The sequence below is a fragment of the Natronorubrum halophilum genome, from assembly GCF_003670115.1.
GTDB lineage: Archaea > Halobacteriota > Halobacteria > Halobacteriales > Natrialbaceae > Natronorubrum > Natronorubrum halophilum.
Genome location: NZ_QQTY01000003.1, coordinates 567,279 through 586,926, shown reverse-complemented (window position 1 = coordinate 586,926; position 19,648 = coordinate 567,279). Strand labels below are relative to the sequence as shown.

The window sequence follows — 19,648 nt, the reverse complement described above, 5'->3', positions numbered from 1 at the left end:
ATACTCTCATAACACGGCATCCACCGCAAGTTCCTGATTTGGCGTGTGTCCCACATTGTGGCACGAAACTGCAGTGAGAACTGCGATATAGAACCACCTCGAGATGGAGTATATGTAAACGAGCCTCTAAGGAGATCTAGTCGGGGCGCGCAAAGACGATATCTGCCCGAATATCATCCGCAGTCTCCGTGACGAGATCGGGCAACCCTTCGTCGAGTGCCTCCTCCATCTCATTGCCGGCGCCGTAAGCGGCGACTGCCCCGTGAACGGTCTGGTCAGTTACGATAGGAGCAGCGACACCGACCATCCCTCTGATGAGTTCGCCCCGGTCAACGGCGTATCCCCGGTCGCGTATGGTCTCGATCTCAGTTCGGAGGGTGTCCTCGTCGGTCACGGTCAGTTCCGTCTGGGCCGTCAGGCCGCGTCGGTCGATAATCTCCGTAATTCGTTCGGGCGGCAGGTGTGCGAGTATCGCCTTCCCGAGCGCATTCGTGTGAAGGTGTGCCCGCATGGGATACGGCTGTTGGGATGGACGAGTACCGTTATCGGGAACCCACTGTGTGGACTGAATTACTGCCACGTCTCCATTTTCTTCGATGGCAAGTTGACAGTACTTCTCCGACTGCTCTGCGAGCGTTTCAGCGGCGTCGCGGCCGTGCCGGAACACTGCACGGGAGTTTCGTGACTCTTGTCCTAAGTGGAGATACCGGGCCCCGAGCCGGTAGGACCCCTCCTCTCCGACGAGATAACCGAGCTTCGCGAGTGTCAGGAGATGGTTGTGGACGGTGCTCTTCGGGAGTTCCAGCGCATCCGCGAGTTCGGTTGTCCCCGCTCGACCGCGCATGCGTAGTTCGTCAAGGATAAGATACGACCGTTTCACCGAGTTGATCGGAACTGATGGCCCTTCACCCATGGACCCCCATCGACTCCGGACCCCTTGAAGTTGTTCGATAATATGGGACAGAACCAACATACATTCTTAATATACTAATGTTAAATAAACAGAAAGGCAACTCGGGTGTTTAAATATTACTGCTGAGTATTCAATTCCAAAAATACTCCCTTAAAACCGATTATACTGCACATAGTCTGATCTGAAGCCCTTTTCTTATCTCCACTTTTCGTGATGTAGTTCCCTAATAATGTATTTTGTATCAGTTGCTCATATTTATAAAACATCCTGTGGTTCTCTTGCGATGGAGTCACACAGTAGCAAACCGATGGTTACTGATGTGACCCGGACCACATCATGCACGAAAACGATAGAAGCCACGTAAGCCGACGAGGTGTCGTCAAAGGCATCGGCGGGCTCGCAGCCCTATCCATGTCAAACGCGACCTTCGAAACTGCGGCAGCCGCGATGGATGCACCGCTGCAAAGCGATCCACATACAGCGGATACGTACCGATCGATCGTTGACGCGATCGTGCCACGAACACCGGGGCTCGAGGACGAACTCGGACCGGAGCACGTTCCTGGCGGCCTCGATGTCGGGTTAGAGAAGTTCCTAATCTGGGACTTCAACCATTTCCAGGAGATTCGCGCCGAACTGGTGACTGATAAATCGCTACTCGGTCTCTCGGGTGGTTCAGGACCGGAGATGCCGCGGAGCATGTTCGAGGTGACGGTCGACACGACGGGTCTCGGCTCCGATCTAGACGCCCTGTTGAATCTCACCGACCTCAGCCTCCTGGACCTCGATCTGGACGGCGAGGCGCTCGAGGAATACCTCACGTTCGGCCCACTCGAACGATTCGAGATCGGGTTCGCCAATCTCGATGAGACCGCGGAGGGATTGGCGACGTTCGACCTGGCGGTCGAGACGGCTACCGAATCGGTCCACCGCGTTCTCCAGAATTACCCCTACGCACCGACGTTCACGCTCGTCTTCGACGTCGTTGCCGCGGAATTCATCGCACTCGGAAAGAACGAGGACCCCGTCTCACCGAACGAGCAGTTCCCGGGCGGCGGGACGTTTACCCGTCTCTCTCGAGAGGACCGACTACGGTGTCTCTGGACGATCGTCGACGGCAGCGTCATCGACACCCTCGACGATCTCTTGTCGCCGCTCGTGCCGGATGTGGGCATCCTGAAGTACGTGGTCATGGCCGTCAACGGCCTCCACGGCTTCGGCTACTACACCGAGTGGTCCGGCTACGAAGAGACGAAGACGAACACACCCAACGAGCGCGAACTGCAGCAGCACCCGGCCGAGGTCCAGAGCCGCCAACAGAGCGGCTATCCTGGTCCGGCTCCAGGGCACGCGGCCGACTGGCGTCACGCCGTCCCGGGCGGGTTCAAGGATCCGGAGGTGGGGAATCTGAATCTCCCAGACGATCTGACTGGCGATGATGTCATCGACGGAATCGGGGGTGATACCTAATGAACGACCCCGACGTCGTTGTAATCGGTGCCGGCGCAGACGGTCCGGCGACAGCCTCACGACTCGCTCGCGAACACGGCCTCGACGTGCTCATCCTCGAGGGCGGCCCGTGGCACGGCAATGAGCAATGGCCTGAGCCACACGCAGACGCCGGTGGTACGGTGAGCACGGACCCTAACGACCTTGACGGAAAGTTACTGGACGATCAGTTCACCCATCGGGAAGCCGACGCCAACGACCCGACCCACGGCTACCTCCGCGTGGGACCGGCCGACCACTCGCGAGCGCCGTGGTTCCGGAACCTCCATCAGAACGCGTTCATCTGGCAAGTCGGTGCGGTCGGTGGGACATCGCTCCACTACTTCGCGAACCATCCCCGGGCGTATCCCTACGCAATCGACGAGCAGGACCACTGGCCAATCTCGTACGAGGACCTCGTCCCGTACTACCAACTCAACGAGGAAGTGACGAGTACCCAGCAAGCGCCGATGACCGCCAAAGAGGAGGTCTTTATCGAGGGCGCGACGAACGCTGGCTATCCGCGACTCGACACGAAGAACGTCACGGAGACGGGCTGGCGGCCCCAAGCGAACGCCGTCTCGGTACCTGGGAAAGAAACGTCAACTGATCAGCCGCTCGATGCTGACTACGAGGGATCGTTCAGCTATGACGATGGGTTCCGGGGCGACACGCTCGTCGGTGACCACTTCCAGGGGTCGTCGACCCCTGTCGATGCGCCGGTTCGCGAAAAGGCTCGCAAATCCGCGAACGTGAGTTGGGTCCCGCGAGCACTCGATACTAATGACAATCCCGACGTGGGTAACGTCGCGATTCGTCCAAATGCCTTCGTCACGAACATCGAGACGAAAGAAGGGTTCGGAACGATAGAGGCGACAGGTGTCACGTTCCGCGACTCTTGGTCCGGGTCTTCACAAACCGTCTCGGCCGACGTTGTCGTCCTCGCCGCCGGCTGCATCGAGTCACCGCGACTCTGGCTCAATTCGGACCTGCCGGACGATGGGTGGGTCGGAAAGGGGCTTACGACCCACTGGTTCGACTGGATCGTCGGCGTCTACGATGACGATACCGTCGCCGAGATTAACCCTGAGAATGAACATATGGATCCCTACGTGGGACAAAACTCTGCGGTTCGATTCGATAAACCCGGGGTCGGGGGGCTCGAAGATATCGGCATGTCACCGGGGTTAGTCTCCTATGCCGACTATCTCTTCACCGAGGCCGGGTACAGCTTCGACACTCCAGCCGACCCCGGCGAGCCGTGGGACACACGCGGATACGTCGTCGGTGAGGAACTCAAGCGACGAATGTCGGATTACCGGCAGACGAAGGCGCTCCTGGTTCTCACTGATGACCTCCCTCGCCAGGACAACGGCGTTTCACTGGACAATACGTTTAGCGACGAGCACGGCCCGGTTCCGAAGGTCAAGTACGAACCCCACCCTGACGACGATGCGAGGCGCGACGAACTCGCACGTATCGCGGCAAAGATCCATCGGGAGGCCGGCGCCGAGCATGTCCATCGCTGTGAGTGGCCACCGTTGTTGCTCCATATGCAGTCCACGATGCGAATGGGCAAGGTCCTCGACGAAAGCGCCGAGGCGAAGAACGTCTCAAGGCTATTCGTTGCGGACCACTCCGCGATGGCGAACGGGCTGGGTGGGCCGAACCCGACCAACACTGGACAGGCGCTCGCACTGCGGACTGCCGATCGCATCGGCGATCGCTACTTCTAACTCTTCCTTTTTCGAGTCTCATCTCGTTGCTCGACCATATTAGAGAACAGAGCAAGCCAAGTATTCTGCTTGATGATGAGTCCCATTCAAAGAGAAGATCATGTCTGATTGATGACTTGGTATCCTCCCGTGCTCAAGAGCGAGACTTTGCGCCTGTTTCACGTAACGAAGACACGTCAGGGGGTGTCGCGTCTTCGAGACTGATTACGGAACGTTCGACAGTCGTTCCTCGAGTTCCTCCGTCGTAGTCCACGAAAAGCACTGGTTCAGCGATTCGAAGTGGACGAGGGAATCGGTTATATGACTCGCTATTGTAAGTTCAGTTGATAATGACAGACATCTCCGCCCGTTCCGAAGCCGACAACGAGGAAAACCCCTTAGAGCGGCAGCGTGAGTTGATGGAGTTGCTGTCACAGGAAACGCGACACAGCATCATTCAGGCGCTCGTGGGACACCCGAAAATCCTCGCGTCGGCGGATGAAATCAACCATTTCATCCCGAGTAAATCGAAAAAGACCGTGGAAGAGCAACTGGACGTACTCGTCGAAGCGGGAATCCTTGCAATCTACGAGTATCCACCAAACAAGGAAAAGCGCGGCTTGCCGTGGGAATTCTACGGCGTTACCGAGTATGGTGCCGACGTCCTCGGGGACTTCAACTATCTCAAAGGCGTCCCAATGGCACGAGCCGTTCACCAGAAAACGCGGAAAGGAGAGAAAATTGAGCGACACGAAACGGCCCCGCGACCGCCCCTCCCAGAATCGGTCCGTGAGACGGTCCGACTCGACGAAGAGTCGACATAACGGAGATCGTCCGGAACTGGTAGGTCTCTCAGCGGTCAGTTCGCGGTCATACTGACCGCCGAGCGATCCGAGTCGAGTCGGTGCGCAGTGACAATGGGTTGCAAAAGCGTGGGTCGTGACTTAGTGCACTTCCAACGTAGAGACAGTATGGGATCAATTCCGGACGACTTCCACGATCTGTTCGAGAAACAGACGTTCGCCCACTTGTCGACGCTCTTGCCCGACGGGGCGCCACATTCGACGCCAGTGTGGATCGATTACAATGTCGAGACGGATCGCCTGTTGGTCAACACCGAACGCGACCGCCGCAAGGAGAAAAACGCCCGAAACGATCCGCGAGTCGCCATCAGCATGACCGATCCGGACAACCCGTATCGGATGCTCTCGATAACGGGCGAAGTCGACGAACTCACCACGGAAGGAGCGCGCGAGCACATCGACGAACTGGCGAAGCGATACACGGGACAGGACGAATATTCCAATCCGATCCAGACGGAACGGATCATCATCTCGATCAAACCCGAGAGCGTCAGTCACTTCGAAGGGTGACATCCTCTCCGCCGTAAACGGCGGGATTCTCTCCTCGTAGACAGATAGCCAGCAATTGACCTGCTATATTTTTCACGACGCTGATAGCATAGGAACCACATGGAACCACGGATACTCTTACGCCTCGAGGGATTGGCCGCACTGGGAATCGCGTTGGGTGGCTATTTCACACTCGACGGCCCAATTTGGATGCTGGTCGTTCTAGCGCTATCCCCTGACTTGTCCATGATCGGGTATCTTGCGGGCCCGCGATTCGGAAGCTTGAGCTACAATATCGTGCATACGTACACACTACCGCTCGCACTCGGTGCCTTCGGATTCTGGGCGGATAGCCGATTAGCGCTTCTCATCGCACTCATCTGGGCAGGACATATCGGCGTTGATAGAGCATTCGGCTATGGTCTCAAGTTCGAATCCGGGTTCGCGGATACGCACCTCTCTACCCAGCCAGACCCACTCGAGACCGTCACGGAACCGGACCGGTAACACACTTACTTTGTAGCAATGAGTGATTTGTGAGGAAAACGGAAGAATCGGCTCTCGACGGTGTCCCTATCGGAGTGCACCAGCGGTAGCAGTGCCGGAAATCCGAATGTATTCTTGGGCCGTCGCTAGGTCGCTCCACTCCATCAGCGCCTATAACGGAACCGGCGACACACTATTCGTCACGCGAGTTCAGACGAAGCAGGCTTCATCTCGCTCGAAGCTGCGAAGACGTGAAAATACAACCGGAGCCGGTGAAATCCCCGTTATCGGTGTACAATGGGTACGAGAGTCGGTCTGCGGATGCTACTGGCTCTCCGGGCTGTCGAATAGCGTCGAATCCGCCTTGATTGACGCGTAGACTCGCTCGGCCCACTCGCGGGCGAGCGGCGAGTCCGTATCGACGAACGCCTGCATCAGTCCCGTCTCCGTGTCGTATCCACCAATCCCGACGCGTTCATCGAAGATAGCGAGTCCATAGGGCAACTTCTCGCGGGTTCGAAGGGTTAACTGTCCGCGATCGATCGCCTCGTTCGCCCGGACCGGGTACGTATCCACCAGTTTCTCGACGATATGGGATGGGTGAATGACCTCGCTCTCTGTGTCGTCGAACAGCTGCTGGTAGAACTCACCGATGATCAACGGAGCCATATGCGTCGTGTTGAATCCCCGGAACGTCTTCGACTCGCTTACGAGCGAGATGAATTGTTCGATCGGTCGGTAGGGATCTTCCGGTTCCGCGACGGTGACGGTCGCGTCGACCATCGGTTCGATGGCGAACTCCGCGTGATGCGGACAGATCATGTCCAACAGCGGTCCCATCCGATGGACGGCGCTCACGTTCGCCTCGAACCGGAGCACCTCGTCGGTGACCGCCTCGCCATGTCCCGTCAACTGGAACCGGCTATCGACTTTCTCGACGAATCCCTGTTCGTCGAGCCACTTCGTCAAACGGTGGCTCGTCGCCCGCGAGACATCGAGACGCTCTTCGATCTCGCGGCGGTCCAGCGGTTTCTCGCGGAGCGCTTCGAGGACCGGTCCGTGGCGTACGATGTCTCCGAGTTGATCCGCGTCGATGCGAGAACCGGCTGCATCCATGCGCTTGCCGAGGTATTTCTGGTTCCGCGCGTTCTGCAGGACGGCCTCTAGGATCGGCGATCCGGGCGGTTTGAACACGAGATCGGATATTTGGTCGTCTTCGGGGGGATCCATACCAGTCACTATCTTGTGATAGGGTGGCACAGATAGTAACTTTATCCCGTGCCATACTGAGTTCGGTTCACGCCCTGAAACGTTCGCTCACACGCTGAAACGGCGTTCGATTGATCGAACGTTATCTCCATGGATGAGGCCAATATGGCCGCCGCCCACAGTTCGGGTATGGCACCACCGACTATCGCCGACGAACCGATCGACGAAGAACAGTTAGACGAACTCGTCGGAATGGCCGTCAACGAACTCGGAGCGGCCTATTACGCGCCACTGATCGTCATCGGCGACAGGCTCGGCCTTTACGAGGCGCTGGCCGATAGCGGACCACTCCTGCCTGCCGAGTTAGCCGAGCGAACCGACACCGTGGAGCCGTACGTCAACGAGTGGCTCGCCGCGGGAGCGGCTGGCGGATACGTCACCTACGATTCCGAGACGGGGCGCTACTCCCTCACACCCGAGCAGGCGGCACTGCTGGCCGACGAAGACAGCCCCGCGTTCCTCGCCGGTGGATTTCAGGGGTTGATGGGGTATCAGAAACGCCTCGCGGAGATCGAAGCCGACTTCCGAACCGGTGAGGGCGTGGGCTGGCACGAACAAGACGAGGACGTGTGTCTCGGCACGGAACGCTTCTACCGGCCCAGTTATGAGACGAATCTCATCGACACGTGGATCCCTGCGCTCAAGGGAGTGGACGCGAGGCTCACGGCAGGTGCGCGCGTAGCCGATGTGGGCTGTGGTCACGGTGCATCGACGATCATCATGGCCAAAGCCTACCCCGATTCGGAGTTCGTCGGCATCGATTACCACGACCATTCGATTGCGGTGGCCCGCAATCGAGCCGAAGAAGCCGGTGTCGCGGATCGGATCCGCTTCGAGGTGGCGACCGCAAAGGAGTACAACGGAGCCGACTACGACCTCGTGATGATGTTCGACGCGTATCACGACATGGGTGATCCGGTCGGCGTGGCGTCCCACGTCCGGGAGACGCTCGTCGACGACGGGGCGTGGATGTTGGTCGAGCCCTTCGCCGACGATCGAGTCGAGGGCAACCTGAACCCGGTCGGAAGGGCGTTCTACTGCGCCTCAACGATGGCCTGTGTCCCGAACTCGCTCAACCAGGGTAGCGATCCCGTCTTGGGGGCACAGGCTGGCGAAGCGCGTCTCCGGGAGGTGATTACTGAGGGCGGGCTCGCGAGCGTCCGCCGGGCGGCCGAGACGCCGTTCAACCTCGTACTCGAAGCCAGACCGTGACGCCCCCTTCATCCCATCTGTCGGCAGTTCAGTTCGGCTGATGGAGTTCTGTGTTCGGCTCCATCTTTCTGGGCTATCGCTTTCGAATACCGTTCGAGAACTGAGGAGGTCGGCGTCGAACGCAGTCGAAAAGCAATTCGTGATCCTATTCACAAGTGCGATCTACGGCCGACAGTTGACGAGACACCGAATCACGTCGCACTCGATGAGACGGTGATTTAGCTCAACGAGCATCGCTATTGACTGTCCACTGCTGTTGATCCACAACTACAAATCAAACGCAACTAAGTCACTCTCGCCGTGTTTTTATATCGGCGACGGTCCTGTCGTTCTACTCTACAGGATTAGGGGTTCTGCTCGCTTCACAGGGAAGCGATTCGAGACCGTAGAGGGCGTTCAACGGCCGGAGATTCGATAGATCCGTCTCCACCCGCTCGAAGCGCTCGAGTAGTTGCTTCAGGGCGACGTCTGCTTCCATCCGTGCGAGATGTGCACCTAAACAGAAGTGAACTCCCGTCCCGAATGCAATGTGGCGGTTTGGATGCCGTTCAGGCCAGAACTCCTCGGGCTCATCGAAGATTTCCGGATCACGGTTTGCAGCGCCTAACCAGAGCGTTACGACATCTCCAGCCTGGATTTGCTGGCCGTTTAGCTCGACATCCTCGACAGCGATACGCTTCAGCGACTGGATCGGGGACCGGTATCGAAGTGTCTCTTCGATAGCCCGTTTATGATCGATCTCTCCCGTGCGGATCTCATCCGTCATCCCCTGTTCTTCGAAGCACCAGATCGCGTTGGTGAGAAGATTCGTCGTCGTGATATTTCCCGCGAGGAGGAGAAGCATACAGAACCCGACTTTTTCTCCTCGAGACAGTTTCTCCGCGTTCGCTGCGAGTGTAACGAGGTCATCGCCGTCGCCACCGCGGCGTTCTTCCAGCAATGTCGCGAAATACCTCCCCATCTCTTGTTGAGCCTGTTGCCGTTCCCGTTGCACCCGTTTCATCTCCTCCTGTGTGCCGTCTTCGGGGCGCGCAACGAGTGCATCCGACCAGGCTTTGAACTGCTCCCGACGTTTGGCAGGGATTCCCAGTAATTCCGCGATGACGATGACGGGAAACGGAATCGCAAACTCGTCGACGAAGTCGAACCGCTCCTCGCCTTCGAGGTTGTCCAACAAGTCCCCCAGCACCTCCTCCACCTGTGGTTGATAGTCCCGTACCGCCCCCGGTTGGAATCGTTCGTCGACGAACCCTCGGAGTCGATCGTGTTCCGGTGGATCTGTAGTGATCATCGTCTTTCGCATCGGCGTAGCGTCTTCGCCGGTGCTCGAGGACGTCTCATCGTTTCGAGATCGGTTAGCCGTAAACGCGTCGTGATCTTTGAGCACGTGATTGACATCCTCGTACCGAAATACGTCCCACGTTTCTCGTTGCTCGTCGAAGTGAACTGGAGTCTCCCGCCGCATCTCAGCGTACCATTCGAACGGCGAAAGCTGCCCTTCGCGACTTCGTATGGCTTCTGGTGGCTGTCCAACGCCGACGGCTGAATCGGGGGACTGCATGAGTTAACTGACCATTTAATCAGCTGTAGTTCTTTTGGTGGCGTCTCTTGTGAACACCATCGACCGCAAGGGCCGGAGCTCTCGCCCTGCTTCGCCTATAGATCTAAAAACGTTCGAAGACGAAACGAATCCGACCTCCAACTAGCTCTCGTGGGAGATATCGGCGATAATTCCCTCAACGAGCGTTTGAACGCGATCAACGGCACCATCCCGGTTCGTCGTCGTACGTGTATGGATACCTTGCTTGAGCAGAAAGAGGATGTGATCCGCCGTCAGTTCGGGATCTACTGGACGAAACTGCTCGAGTTCAATTCCGGTGCGGATCATCCGGGCGACTGTTTCTCGGAGGCGGTTCTCTACGATCGTTGTTTTTCTTCGAAAATCACTGTCCCACGTCGCGTGCGCCCACAGTTCGACGAAAACCCGTGACGTTGCCTTCTCGATATCCGACGGCGGGGCAAACATGACCTGCTTGACTCGCGCTGGTTTCGGATGCAGTATTTGGCCGACGAACTCTCGAAGCTCCGCTTTTACGTCGGTAATCGGGTTCTCTGCCTGCCGGTCGATGAATATGTCGACAAAGACATCGAGCATCGAGAGTAATAGATCGTCCTTGCTGTCGAAGTAGTGGTATATGATGGATGGATTTTGGCCCAGCTCTTCACCAATATCCTTGACGGAGAGATCCGCGTATCCGTGTTTGACGAGCGCACGAAATGCGGCTTCTCTGATCCGTTGTTCAGTCTCGGGACGGCTACTCATTGTACGATTATGTGAGATGGCTTCATAAGCCATTATCTATCGTAACCACTGCACACCCGATCGCACGATAGCTGTGCGATCCGGTGTGGAGTGACTTGCAGTGGCTACGATTCATCTGCGTCGTGAACGACGACGACGGTCATCGGTGCGCGTCTGACGACCTGTTCAGCAACGCTGCCAAACAGTAACCGACTGGCACCCTGGCGTCCATGACTCCCCATTACAATCTGGTCAAAGTCGTTCGTAACGGCGAATTCAACGATTTCTCGAGCCGGGTCGCCTCGTTTGAACGTCGTGTCGATAGGGTGGTCGTAGGAAGACGAGATTTCTTCGGCCGACTCCAGAAGCTTGTAAGCGTGTTCCTCCGCCCGCTCGTGTCCGGGAAAGTCTTCTTCCGAGTCGACAAATATCGTCCAGTACCCCTCCGGGAGCCGAATGACGTGCAACACCGTGATTTCGGCGTCGGGAAACTCCTCGAGAGCATACCGAAGCGCCGCGTTAGCTTGCGGTGAATCGTCGAACGGGACGACTGTTTTTCTGGCCATACGATTATATAGCACTCTAAACAGCTTAAAATAGCTCCCTCGGAAAACCCTCATCTCAGCCAGCGTCGTCGGATCGTGTGCGGAGATCTATCGTGATCCGATCGCCGCGAGCCTCACACGCCGCTATCGGCCGCTCTGTGCACCGTAGGCGTCCAGTAGCTCTTGGTACCGATTCCGTATCGTGAACTCGCTCACGCCGACCGTTTCGTCTATCGTTTTCTGCGTGATGTGTTCGTTCGTCAGCCGCGCTGCCGCGTAGAGTGCCGACGCTGCAAGACCCGGCGGGCTCTTCCCGATGTGGACGCCATCGATTTTCGCCGCCTCGAGTATGTCCCGTGCGACGTGTTCCGCTTCGTCGCTCACCTCGAGCGCTGAGGCGAACTGGGAGAGGTATTGAACGGGGTCGACAGGTGCGATTTCCAACCCGAGTTCGTTCGAAAGGTAGCGATACGCTCGCTGAAAGGGGCGTTTTTCGATGCGACTGACCGACTCGAACGTGTCGATCGTCCGTAGCGTACCGTGTTGTCGAGCCGCCGCGTAGAGACAGGCGGTCGTCATCGCTTCGACCGAACGACCGGGAAGGAGGTCCTCATCAGCGGCCCGCCGGTACAATACTGCGGCGGTTTCGCGACACTGCTCCGGTAAGCCGAGCGCCGATGCCATGCGCTCGAGTTCGCCGAACGCGTGCTTTAGATTCCGTTCCTTGGCGCTCTTCGACGTGAATCGCTCGTTCCACGTTCGAAGGCGCCGTAATTGCCGTCGCTTCCGGGCCGACACCGTCGTTCCGAACGCGTCCTCGTTTTGCCAGCCGATCGTCGTGCTGAGGCCTTTATCGTGTCGCCGTTCCGTGATCGGCGTCCCGACCCGCCGTTCGTTATCCTGGCCGTCGAACGACCGCCACTCGGGACCGTAGTCGATTTCGTCACCGTCGAGCACGAGTCCGCAGTCCGAACACACGCGCTCACCGTGTTCCTCGTCGTGGCGGATCCGTCCCGAACACTCCGAACAGATCGAGCGCTGTCGAGCCGATACGCTGTCACGCCCACGTTCGCGCGTCTGACGCTCGTCGAGTGTAGTGGCGATCGTTCCGGTCATAGTTTGATATCCATCGGAATCGCTGTCGATCCGAGATGGGTGGTATCAAGGCTTGGCGGAGAATCCCCATATTTGATAGGGAGATTCCCAGAGCCTGGGAACCGACCCGCGAGACATCGTGCTGGACGTTCACGGGAGCACAGTTCTCGTCTCTTCTTCCAATGCCCCACCTTATGTGATTATCTAATACTAAAATTCCAGACTGTAGATGGACAATCTAGTAGTGTATAAAACTTACAATATAATAGACGTATCTCGCATCATCGAGGATGTATGCTCTGGCCGAGAAAGAACCGACCCAGCTGCTGCATTTCTGCACGGACTGGCGGAAGGAGCACAACCTATCGACCATGCTTCTCGCCGATGATCACACCTCACTGACGACTATCTCTCGATTAGGACCGAGCGTCAACTCGAGCGAGTCGAACGAACCCTGATCGAAACGTTGGTTCAGATCTTCACGTAAGCGGTGACCGCGTTCGTAATTTACGGACCAATAGTCGATCGAGTACCGGCATGTGTATTGAAGCATTCACACACTATCGTAGAGAGAACCGACTAAACAATCGAAAATGTTTCATTTAGGTAAGGATGGTCAGTCAGATCGTGTTCCCCGATTGAACGCGCTGCCAGAGGGCGAGATCTGGGCGAGTTCCGTGGCGGAAAAATCGTCTCAGGGATCGAGGAGGTGACCGGTAGAGACCGAGTGGACAGCCAGGGGGAGCGAAACCGACAGCGACCGCCGTCGTTCGTCACGGCCGTCCGACGAGCCCTTCCACTGACTCGGCAAAACTCGAGCGGTGCGGGCAGTTCCCGGCTATCTCGAGAAAGCAGTGAAGACGGTCGACGCACCTCTCGCGCGGTGTTCCGGTTTCCCGGCTTCGCTGAGAGAATAAGTCAATCTGTAAACAGCTCTAATTCGATCTCGTTCGCCGCGCTGATAACGAGTCCCGCGAGATCCTCCTCGAGCTTTTTGCCGCTCATTTGATCGATGCTCCCGGAGACGCTTATCGAGCCGATTGGCCCTTCAGCGGTCGTAATCGGCGCTGCAACACACTGGACAGATGGAAGGTGTTCACCGCGTTCGAACGCGAGACCGCGATCCCGTATCGAGCGTAGTTCGCGTTTGAGTTCCGCTCTCGAGTCGATCGTCTTGTCGGTCATCTTTGGTAAGCCGACGGAATCGATGATTTCGGTCACCGCCTCCCAGTCCATCTGCGACAGGATCGCTTTTCCGCCTGCAGTTACGTGTAAGTGGACCCGCTCACCGACGACGGGAAGGTAGCTGTTCGTACCCGTCGCGCCGTTCGTGGCCCTGTACGCATAGACACCGTAGTTGTGTTCGAATATCACCAGGTTCGTCACTGCGCCGGCCGTGCTACTGAGGCTGTCCACTACCGGTTTAGCTACCTGGATCAGCTCGCGGTGTTCCCGTACCCGGTTTCCGATCCCGAGGAACCGGAGGCTGAGAAAATACCTCGTCCCGTTTTTCCGGACGTAGCCGAGCGATCGGAGGGTATCGAGGTGTTTGTAAACGGAACTGTTCGTTACGCCCGTCCGTTCGGAAATTTCGGTGATGCTGGCCTCCCCCAACTCGTTGAGTGCCTCGATTATCCGAACGGTGGTCGCGACGGAACCGACAGGATAATCCGTATCTGACATACGCGTACGTCGACGGCGATTCACATAGGTTTTCCTATGACGAAATTTCCTGACCGACAAGTGGAGATGAGAAGAGCGATTCGTAGTGCGATACTACCGGTGACGGCCTCCCGCCATTCGGTGATTCGCTCGAGCGAAAAGCAGTTAATCGCCATCCCTCGCACGAGGGGCCGCTCTCGACGTCTCGTTGTGCGAAGAAGCATCGCTCGCGATCAGTTCGGATTCGGGCTGTTCGACGATACTCGCGTTGGGGGTATATTTATAATGGGCCGCGAGAATCGTTACCCACGCATGAGATCACCTTTACAACGGTGTGAGCAGTTGCTGGTACCTTCTGGACGCTCTACTCCCGATAGCGAACTCAATACACGATGCAGTGCCGTCGCGACAATCGTCACGAGCACCTACTGATATATGTCCGAAATTGTCGATTACGATCTGTACGAAGTACCGCCTCGTTGGTTGTTCCTCCGCATCGAAACGAGCGACGGGATAGTCGGTTGGGGTGAACCGGTCGTCGAAGGACGGGCAGCAACGGTTCGAACGGCCGTCGAAGAACTGATGGATAACTATCTGGTTCGGAAGGATCCCGCTCGGATCGAGGACCACTGGCAAACGATGTATCGCGGCGGGTTCTATCGCGGCGGGCCGATCCTCATGAGTGCCATTTCCGGGATCGATCAGGCGCTCTGGGATATCAAGGGGAAGCGCTTCGGCGCGCCGGTCTACGAACTCCTCGGTGGCCGCGCCCGCGATCGGATTCGCGTGTATCAGTGGATCGGCGGCGACCGACCGTCGGAGGTCGGCGACGCGGCGGCCGAAAAAGTCGAGAACGGATTCACTGCGCTGAAAATGAACGCCACCTCGGAACTCCGCCGGGTGGACAATCCGGCGGCGATCGAGAACGCAGTGAATCGCCTCCGCGAGGTTCGAGAGCGCGTCGGGCCCGAAATTGATATCGGCGTCGACTTCCACGGCCGCGTATCCAAACCGATGGCCAAGCGACTCGCCAAAGCGCTCGAGCCGTACGAGCCGATGTTCATCGAGGAGCCGGTTCTATCCGAGCACAATGACGAACTGAAAGATATCGCCGATCACACGACGATCCCGATCGCGACTGGAGAGCGGATGTACTCCCGATGGGATTTCAAGGAAATCTTCGAAAGCGGTGCGGTGGACGTGATCCAACCGGATCTCTCCCACGCGGGTGGAATCACGGAGGTCAAGAAAATCGCGGCGATGGCAGAAGCCTACGACGTCGCGCTTGCCCCACACTGCCCGCTCGGACCCATCGCCCTCGCGTCCTGCGTTCACGTCGACATGATCTCGCCGAACGCGCTGATTCAAGAACAGAGTCTGAACATCCACTACAACGAAACGAGCGACATTCTGGATTACCTCGAGAACCAGAACGTCTTCCAGTACGACGACGGATACATCGAGGTCCCCACCGATCCGGGGTTAGGGATCAGCATCAACGAGGAGTACGTTAAACAGCAGTCGGAAAAGACCGTCAATTGGCACAACCCGGTGTGGCGAAACGAGGACGGTAGCGTCGCGGAGTGGTAAGCGATGACGGAGACGAATCATCCCGCGATAACGGGACCGTGACGAACGGAACACCATCCCGTCTCGTCGACCGGACTGCGATCATCACCGGTTCTACGCGAGGAATCGGAGCGGGAATCGCACGCCGATTCGCCAGCGAAGGGGCGAACGTAGTCATCAACGGTCGAAGCGAAGCCGCGGGTGAAGCGGTTGCTCGGGAGATAACGAACGCGTCGACTCCCGGTGAGGCAGCGTTCATCGAGGCGGATATGGGCGATCCCGAACGGATCACGGAGTTGATTACCAGCGCTGTCGACCGTTTCGGTGAAATCGATATGCTGGTCAACAACGCCGCGGTGCAGCCGGAAACGGGCGTTCGCGACGCGACGCTCAAGGACTGGAACGCCGTCATGGATATCAACTTTCGCGGCTACTGGCTGCTCGTGCGCGACGCGATCGAGTACATGCCGGAGGGAAGCAGTATCGTCAATATTTCCTCGAACCACTCCCGATCGACGCTTCCCGAGACGTTTCCGTATAACGCCGTAAAAGCGGGGATCGACGGAATGACGCGCGCGATGGCGATCGAACTCGGTCCGCTCGGCATCCGGGCCAACACCATCAACCCCGGCTGGATAGAGGTCGATCGGACGCGCGAAGAATTGGCTGACGGCCGGTACGATGAGGTCGAAGCGCTACATCCGGTCGATCGTATCGGGCAACCGGCCGACGTCGCGGGCGTTGCGGCGTTTCTCGCCAGTGACGACGCGGCGTTCGTGACCGGCTCGTCAATCCTCGTCGACGGCGGTCGGTCGGCCGTGATGCAGGACGACAATCTCGTCGCGTACAAAGACGGGATCGAATAGCGAACTCGTTTTCGACGCTTCCGCTCGAGCATCGGCGATACTCAGCGTCACCGATCGGCTGTCGGGTTCCCGCTGAAACGAGAACCCACTGTTACGCTTCCGATAGTTGGTCCAGTAATTTCCTCGTGGGAAAAATACGGGTTTCGGCCATCGATTCCGGTCCACAACGCCGTCAGGAACTCCCGATTATTTCCCATCGGGAAACAATTCGGACTCGCGGCAGTAGTATCGGTTACCGGCGGATCCGCGCTCCAGACGGTACCTGACCTCACAATATATTACACATGTACTATTGTAATTCAGATCTTGTCACTAGCACTCCGATTTCTCAATAAGAAATTATTTTCGGCGACCGAGGCCAGCGGAATGGGAACGCGTATATATCCGCACCAAAAACGAACGAACAGATGTCATCATTGGTCACGTTCGGCGAAACGATGCTTCGCCTCTCTCCGGCGGCCGGCAACCGAATCGAGACGGCGACGCAACTGAACTTCCGCACGGCCGGCGCCGAGAGCAACGTCGCCATCGCCGCCTCGAATCTCGGCTGTGAGGCGACGTGGACTTCGAAACTCCCGGACTCGCCACTCGGTCGGCGCGTCACGCGTGAGATACGGAGTCACGACGTCGAGACGAGCGTCACCTGGACGGACGAGGGACGACAGGGAACCTATTACATCGAGAAGGGAGGCGAACCCCGCGGAACGAACGTCATCTACGACCGCTCCGATGCGGCGATCAGAACTGCGACGCCGGACGAACTGACCGACGGCATCGACCTCGCCGCGACCGACGCCGTCTACACCAGCGGGATCACGCCCGCTCTCTCCGAGCAACTGGCAGAAACCACCACTGCGATGCTCGAGCGTAGCCGAGACGCCGGGGCAACGACGGTCTTCGACCTCAACTACCGCGCCAAACTGTGGTCGCCGGCGGCGGCCAGAGCCCGTTGTACCTCGCTCCTCGAGACGGTCGATATCGCAGTGATCGCCGCACGCGACGCCCGGACCGTCCTCGAGCGGACGGGGAGCGACGAGGCGATCGCTCGCGATATTTCGTCGACGTACGATCCGGCGGTCGTCGTCCTGACCCAGGGCGACGAGGGTGCGATCGCCGTCGATACCGACGGCACGCTGCACGATCAGCGCGCATTCCCCGCGGAAACGACCGATCCCATCGGCACCGGCGACGCCTTCGTCGGCGGCTTCCTCGCGCACTATCTCGAGAACGGCGACGTTTCGGGGGCGCTGGAATACGGATCGGCAACGGCAGCATTGAAACGGACGCTCGAGGGGGATCTCGCCATTCTCACGCCCGGAGAGGTCGAAGCGGTGATCGACGATCCCGACGGCGGGATCGCCAGATAGGAAACGATTCCAGCCCGTTTGCTTTCGTTACTGGGACCGAGCCGATTCGACGGCGTCGACGAACGTAGCGGCCGTCTCGCGGACCTGCGCCATATCGTCAGCCGCGATGGCGTCGTAGTCGACGATCGCGCTTCCGGCACCGACGGCAACGGCGCCGCCCTCGAAGAAGTCACCGACGTTGTCGGACGAAACGCCGCCGGTCGGCATGATATCTATATCACCGAGCGGGCCCTGTAGCGCGCCGATGTGATCGGGCCCGACCGTCGTCGCCGGGAACATCTTGAGCATGTCCGCGCCGGCCTCCATGGCCGTGACGGCCTCCGTCGGCGTCATCACGCCCGGAATCGAGACGACACCCTGTCGGTTACAGGTGCGGACCACCTCGGGATTGCAGTCCGGCGCGAGGACGAACTCCGCACCGGCGTCGATGACCGACTGGGCCGTCGGCGCGTCGAGCACCGTCCCCGCCCCGACGACGGCGTCGGTATCCGCGAGCTCTCGGTCCACCGCGGCGATCTTCTCGCTCGCGCGCTTCCCGTCGGCGGTTACTTCGATCGCGGTGACGCCCGCCTCGTGAATCGCTCGAGCGACCGACGCGATCTGTGCGTCGTCGATTCCGCGGAGGACTGCCACAACACCGCTATCGATGATTCGGTCGTGAACGTCGTTTTCGTTCGCCATACCGTCGTTTAGTGTATCGGTCTCTTTAAGCTACTGGCTTCTTCGACCGACGTGCCGTTCCGGTGACCGTCCCAAGGCAGCGACGTCTTCCTCGTTTCACGTCTGCTGCTGGCACCTCGAGCCTTGTGCGTGGAAGCGATTGGTCAGCGTCTACCCGGGAGCCAAAAGAGACGACGGTAAGTATCGCAGCATCGTGCGAATCGCCGTTCACACCGACAAATACGCCGATTAACGGCAGCGACGAGCTTGTGTTATTGTCCCAGATAGTACATGTTTAACGCACGCTTTTACTGTCGACGGCTTGGTGTGGTAGAGATGATTGGGGACAGAGAGCTGTGATATTTTATCATGTGGAAGTATATTCAGTAGCGTTCTAATTTCCACGTTTTTCGTATCGAAACCGGAGCCCACGTCGACGGGGTGCGGTCTGGACATGTTTTGCTCCATCGGCGAGAAACACGACATCACCGTGATCGTATCTCTCAGAGAGTTCTCGGAAGAATCGCTTCGCTAAAGCGGTCAGGATAGTCGATTACAGCCGCCTACGGAGTATTTTATTCGTTTTTGGATCAACAACAGTGTACAACTAATAGCGAGGCTCGTCAAATTCAATTCCAATTCATCAGACGTGGTTCAATTCGGAATTGTGTCAACTGCCGGCTGTAGATCGTATCTGTAAATCCAGTAGCGGATCGATTTTCAATTCTATTTGACACTGATATCTCTATCTTTCGATTAGTATCTAACGGCGATAGGACGACAAACCACGGTCGAATATCGAGTTCCAGCTATTGGCACGATGTCCGCTTGCATCGACTATCGTACCGAACGCGATTGACGTCAGGCGTGGGCGAGTCAGAGAGGGGGAACTGACTGAATACCGAGCGATTCGAACAATCGACCGTCCCATCCCGCAAATTAGAACCACTACTATCGAACAGCGGACTGCGTTGGCTGTCAACTCGACGGTGCTTGCACAAAAATCGACAGCAGAGGTCCGCAGGCGTCTCAAATAGTATACCGCTTTCATCCCTGATCGACAGCACGGCGACCGGAGAGAGGTTATTTGTGCCTTCACCGCCGGCCTCAGTACGGCGCGGTCACACTACCCAAGCGGCGGCCGTCG

General features: G+C 57.9%; 17 protein-coding genes and 1 pseudogene. 10 read left to right on the top strand and 8 right to left on the bottom strand.

Features of this window, described 5'->3' with window-relative positions; genetic code table 11:
• Positions 1-136: 136 nt before the first annotated feature.
• Positions 137-880: an IclR family transcriptional regulator gene (locus DWB23_RS14845; RefSeq protein WP_162989837.1), complete on the bottom strand. Its 744-nt coding sequence runs from the start codon at positions 878-880 to the stop codon at positions 137-139.
• Positions 881-1,324: 444 nt separating this feature from the next.
• On the opposite strand from DWB23_RS14845, the gene DWB23_RS14840 reads away from it, so the two are divergent.
• From DWB23_RS14840 to DWB23_RS24035, 5 genes are all read left to right on the top strand, one after another.
• Entirely contained in the window at positions 1,325-2,383 is a 1,059-nt protein-coding gene (locus DWB23_RS14840; RefSeq protein WP_238717458.1) for a hypothetical protein, read from the top strand.
• Positions 2,383-4,137 (top strand): GMC oxidoreductase, encoded by a 1,755-nt coding sequence (locus tag DWB23_RS14835; protein ID WP_121743571.1) that lies wholly within the window; start codon positions 2,383-2,385, stop codon positions 4,135-4,137. Before DWB23_RS14840 ends, DWB23_RS14835 begins: the two co-directional genes overlap by 1 nt.
• Before the next feature lie 329 nt (positions 4,138-4,466).
• Positions 4,467-4,940, top strand: coding sequence for an ArsR family transcriptional regulator (locus DWB23_RS14830; RefSeq protein ID WP_121743570.1), 474 nt, complete (start codon positions 4,467-4,469; stop codon positions 4,938-4,940).
• Positions 4,941-5,087: 147 nt separating this feature from the next.
• A complete protein-coding gene (locus DWB23_RS14825) occupies positions 5,088-5,489 on the top strand; it encodes a PPOX class F420-dependent oxidoreductase (protein WP_121743569.1) in 402 nt (133 codons plus the stop codon).
• Between the two features lie 99 nt (positions 5,490-5,588).
• Complete coding sequence (locus tag DWB23_RS24035; RefSeq protein WP_121743568.1) at positions 5,589-5,975, top strand: DUF4260 domain-containing protein; 387 nt, start codon at positions 5,589-5,591, stop codon at positions 5,973-5,975.
• 303 nt (positions 5,976-6,278) lie between these two features.
• Here the strand turns inward: DWB23_RS24035 and DWB23_RS14815 are convergent, their stop codons facing one another.
• Positions 6,279-7,184 (bottom strand): helix-turn-helix transcriptional regulator, encoded by a 906-nt coding sequence (locus DWB23_RS14815; RefSeq protein ID WP_121743567.1) that lies wholly within the window; start codon positions 7,182-7,184, stop codon positions 6,279-6,281.
• Between the two features lie 168 nt (positions 7,185-7,352).
• On the opposite strand from DWB23_RS14815, the gene DWB23_RS14810 reads away from it, so the two are divergent.
• Together DWB23_RS14810 and DWB23_RS14805 are read left to right on the top strand one after the other, a co-directional pair.
• Positions 7,353-8,435, top strand: coding sequence for a methyltransferase domain-containing protein (locus DWB23_RS14810; protein ID WP_121743693.1), 1,083 nt, complete (start codon positions 7,353-7,355; stop codon positions 8,433-8,435).
• A 10-nt stretch (positions 8,436-8,445) separates the two neighbouring features.
• Positions 8,446-8,654, top strand: a pseudogene (locus DWB23_RS14805) (hypothetical protein); the annotation flags it as partial.
• A gap of 112 nt (positions 8,655-8,766) precedes the next feature.
• Here DWB23_RS14805 and DWB23_RS14800 read toward each other — a convergent pair.
• The 5 genes from DWB23_RS14800 to DWB23_RS14780 all read right to left on the bottom strand — a co-directional run bounded on the left by DWB23_RS14800 (position 8,767) and on the right by DWB23_RS14780 (position 14,060).
• On the bottom strand, positions 8,767-9,996 hold the full coding sequence (locus DWB23_RS14800) for a cytochrome P450 (protein WP_121743566.1): 1,230 nt from the start codon (positions 9,994-9,996) through the stop codon (positions 8,767-8,769).
• A 141-nt stretch (positions 9,997-10,137) separates the two neighbouring features.
• Entirely contained in the window at positions 10,138-10,758 is a 621-nt protein-coding gene (locus tag DWB23_RS14795) for a TetR/AcrR family transcriptional regulator (RefSeq protein ID WP_121743565.1), read from the bottom strand.
• A gap of 104 nt (positions 10,759-10,862) precedes the next feature.
• A complete protein-coding gene (locus DWB23_RS14790; RefSeq protein WP_121743692.1) occupies positions 10,863-11,303 on the bottom strand; it encodes a universal stress protein in 441 nt (146 codons plus the stop codon).
• Positions 11,304-11,426: 123 nt separating this feature from the next.
• On the bottom strand, positions 11,427-12,398 hold the full coding sequence (locus DWB23_RS14785) for a transcription initiation factor IIB (RefSeq protein WP_121743564.1): 972 nt from the start codon (positions 12,396-12,398) through the stop codon (positions 11,427-11,429).
• An 897-nt stretch (positions 12,399-13,295) separates the two neighbouring features.
• Positions 13,296-14,060 carry an IclR family transcriptional regulator gene (locus tag DWB23_RS14780; protein WP_121743563.1) on the bottom strand — a complete coding sequence of 255 codons (765 nt, stop codon included), beginning with the start codon at positions 14,058-14,060 and terminating at the stop codon, positions 13,296-13,298.
• Between the two features lie 414 nt (positions 14,061-14,474).
• On the opposite strand from DWB23_RS14780, the gene dgoD reads away from it, so the two are divergent.
• From dgoD to kdgK1, 3 genes are all read left to right on the top strand, one after another.
• Positions 14,475-15,629: a galactonate dehydratase gene (gene dgoD, locus DWB23_RS14775; protein WP_121743562.1), complete on the top strand. Its 1,155-nt coding sequence runs from the start codon at positions 14,475-14,477 to the stop codon at positions 15,627-15,629.
• Positions 15,630-15,667: 38 nt separating this feature from the next.
• The gene (locus tag DWB23_RS14770; protein WP_121743691.1) at positions 15,668-16,474 is read left to right on the top strand and encodes an SDR family NAD(P)-dependent oxidoreductase; all 807 of its coding nucleotides are present in this window, start codon (positions 15,668-15,670) and stop codon (positions 16,472-16,474) included.
• A gap of 407 nt (positions 16,475-16,881) precedes the next feature.
• Positions 16,882-17,841 carry a bifunctional 2-dehydro-3-deoxygluconokinase/2-dehydro-3-deoxygalactonokinase gene (gene kdgK1, locus DWB23_RS14765; protein ID WP_121743561.1) on the top strand — a complete coding sequence of 320 codons (960 nt, stop codon included), beginning with the start codon at positions 16,882-16,884 and terminating at the stop codon, positions 17,839-17,841.
• Between the two features lie 27 nt (positions 17,842-17,868).
• On the opposite strand, the gene DWB23_RS14760 is transcribed toward kdgK1, so the two are convergent.
• On the bottom strand, positions 17,869-18,522 hold the full coding sequence (locus DWB23_RS14760; protein ID WP_121743560.1) for a bifunctional 4-hydroxy-2-oxoglutarate aldolase/2-dehydro-3-deoxy-phosphogluconate aldolase: 654 nt from the start codon (positions 18,520-18,522) through the stop codon (positions 17,869-17,871).
• Positions 18,523-19,648: the final 1,126 nt, after the last annotated feature.

What these genes read in the sequence shown, in the direction of transcription:
- DWB23_RS14840 (WP_238717458.1), top strand. Translation starts at nt 1,325, where the DNA reads ATGTCAAACGCGACCTTCGAAACTGCGGCAGCCGCGATGGATGCACCG.
- DWB23_RS14835 (WP_121743571.1), top strand. Translation starts at nt 2,383, where the DNA reads ATGAACGACCCCGACGTCGTTGTAATCGGTGCCGGCGCAGACGGTCCG.
- DWB23_RS14830 (WP_121743570.1), top strand. Translation starts at nt 4,467, where the DNA reads ATGACAGACATCTCCGCCCGTTCCGAAGCCGACAACGAGGAAAACCCC.
- DWB23_RS14825 (WP_121743569.1), top strand. Translation starts at nt 5,088, where the DNA reads ATGGGATCAATTCCGGACGACTTCCACGATCTGTTCGAGAAACAGACG.
- DWB23_RS24035 (WP_121743568.1), top strand. Translation starts at nt 5,589, where the DNA reads ATGGAACCACGGATACTCTTACGCCTCGAGGGATTGGCCGCACTGGGA.
- DWB23_RS14815 (WP_121743567.1), bottom strand. Translation starts at nt 7,184, where the DNA reads ATGGATCCCCCCGAAGACGACCAAATATCCGATCTCGTGTTCAAACCG.
- DWB23_RS14810 (WP_121743693.1), top strand. Translation starts at nt 7,353, where the DNA reads ATGGCACCACCGACTATCGCCGACGAACCGATCGACGAAGAACAGTTA.
- DWB23_RS14800 (WP_121743566.1), bottom strand. Translation starts at nt 9,996, where the DNA reads ATGCAGTCCCCCGATTCAGCCGTCGGCGTTGGACAGCCACCAGAAGCC.
- DWB23_RS14795 (WP_121743565.1), bottom strand. Translation starts at nt 10,758, where the DNA reads ATGAGTAGCCGTCCCGAGACTGAACAACGGATCAGAGAAGCCGCATTT.
- DWB23_RS14790 (WP_121743692.1), bottom strand. Translation starts at nt 11,303, where the DNA reads ATGGCCAGAAAAACAGTCGTCCCGTTCGACGATTCACCGCAAGCTAAC.
- DWB23_RS14785 (WP_121743564.1), bottom strand. Translation starts at nt 12,398, where the DNA reads ATGACCGGAACGATCGCCACTACACTCGACGAGCGTCAGACGCGCGAA.
- DWB23_RS14780 (WP_121743563.1), bottom strand. Translation starts at nt 14,060, where the DNA reads ATGTCAGATACGGATTATCCTGTCGGTTCCGTCGCGACCACCGTTCGG.
- dgoD (WP_121743562.1), top strand. Translation starts at nt 14,475, where the DNA reads ATGTCCGAAATTGTCGATTACGATCTGTACGAAGTACCGCCTCGTTGG.
- kdgK1 (WP_121743561.1), top strand. Translation starts at nt 16,882, where the DNA reads ATGTCATCATTGGTCACGTTCGGCGAAACGATGCTTCGCCTCTCTCCG.
- DWB23_RS14760 (WP_121743560.1), bottom strand. Translation starts at nt 18,522, where the DNA reads ATGGCGAACGAAAACGACGTTCACGACCGAATCATCGATAGCGGTGTT.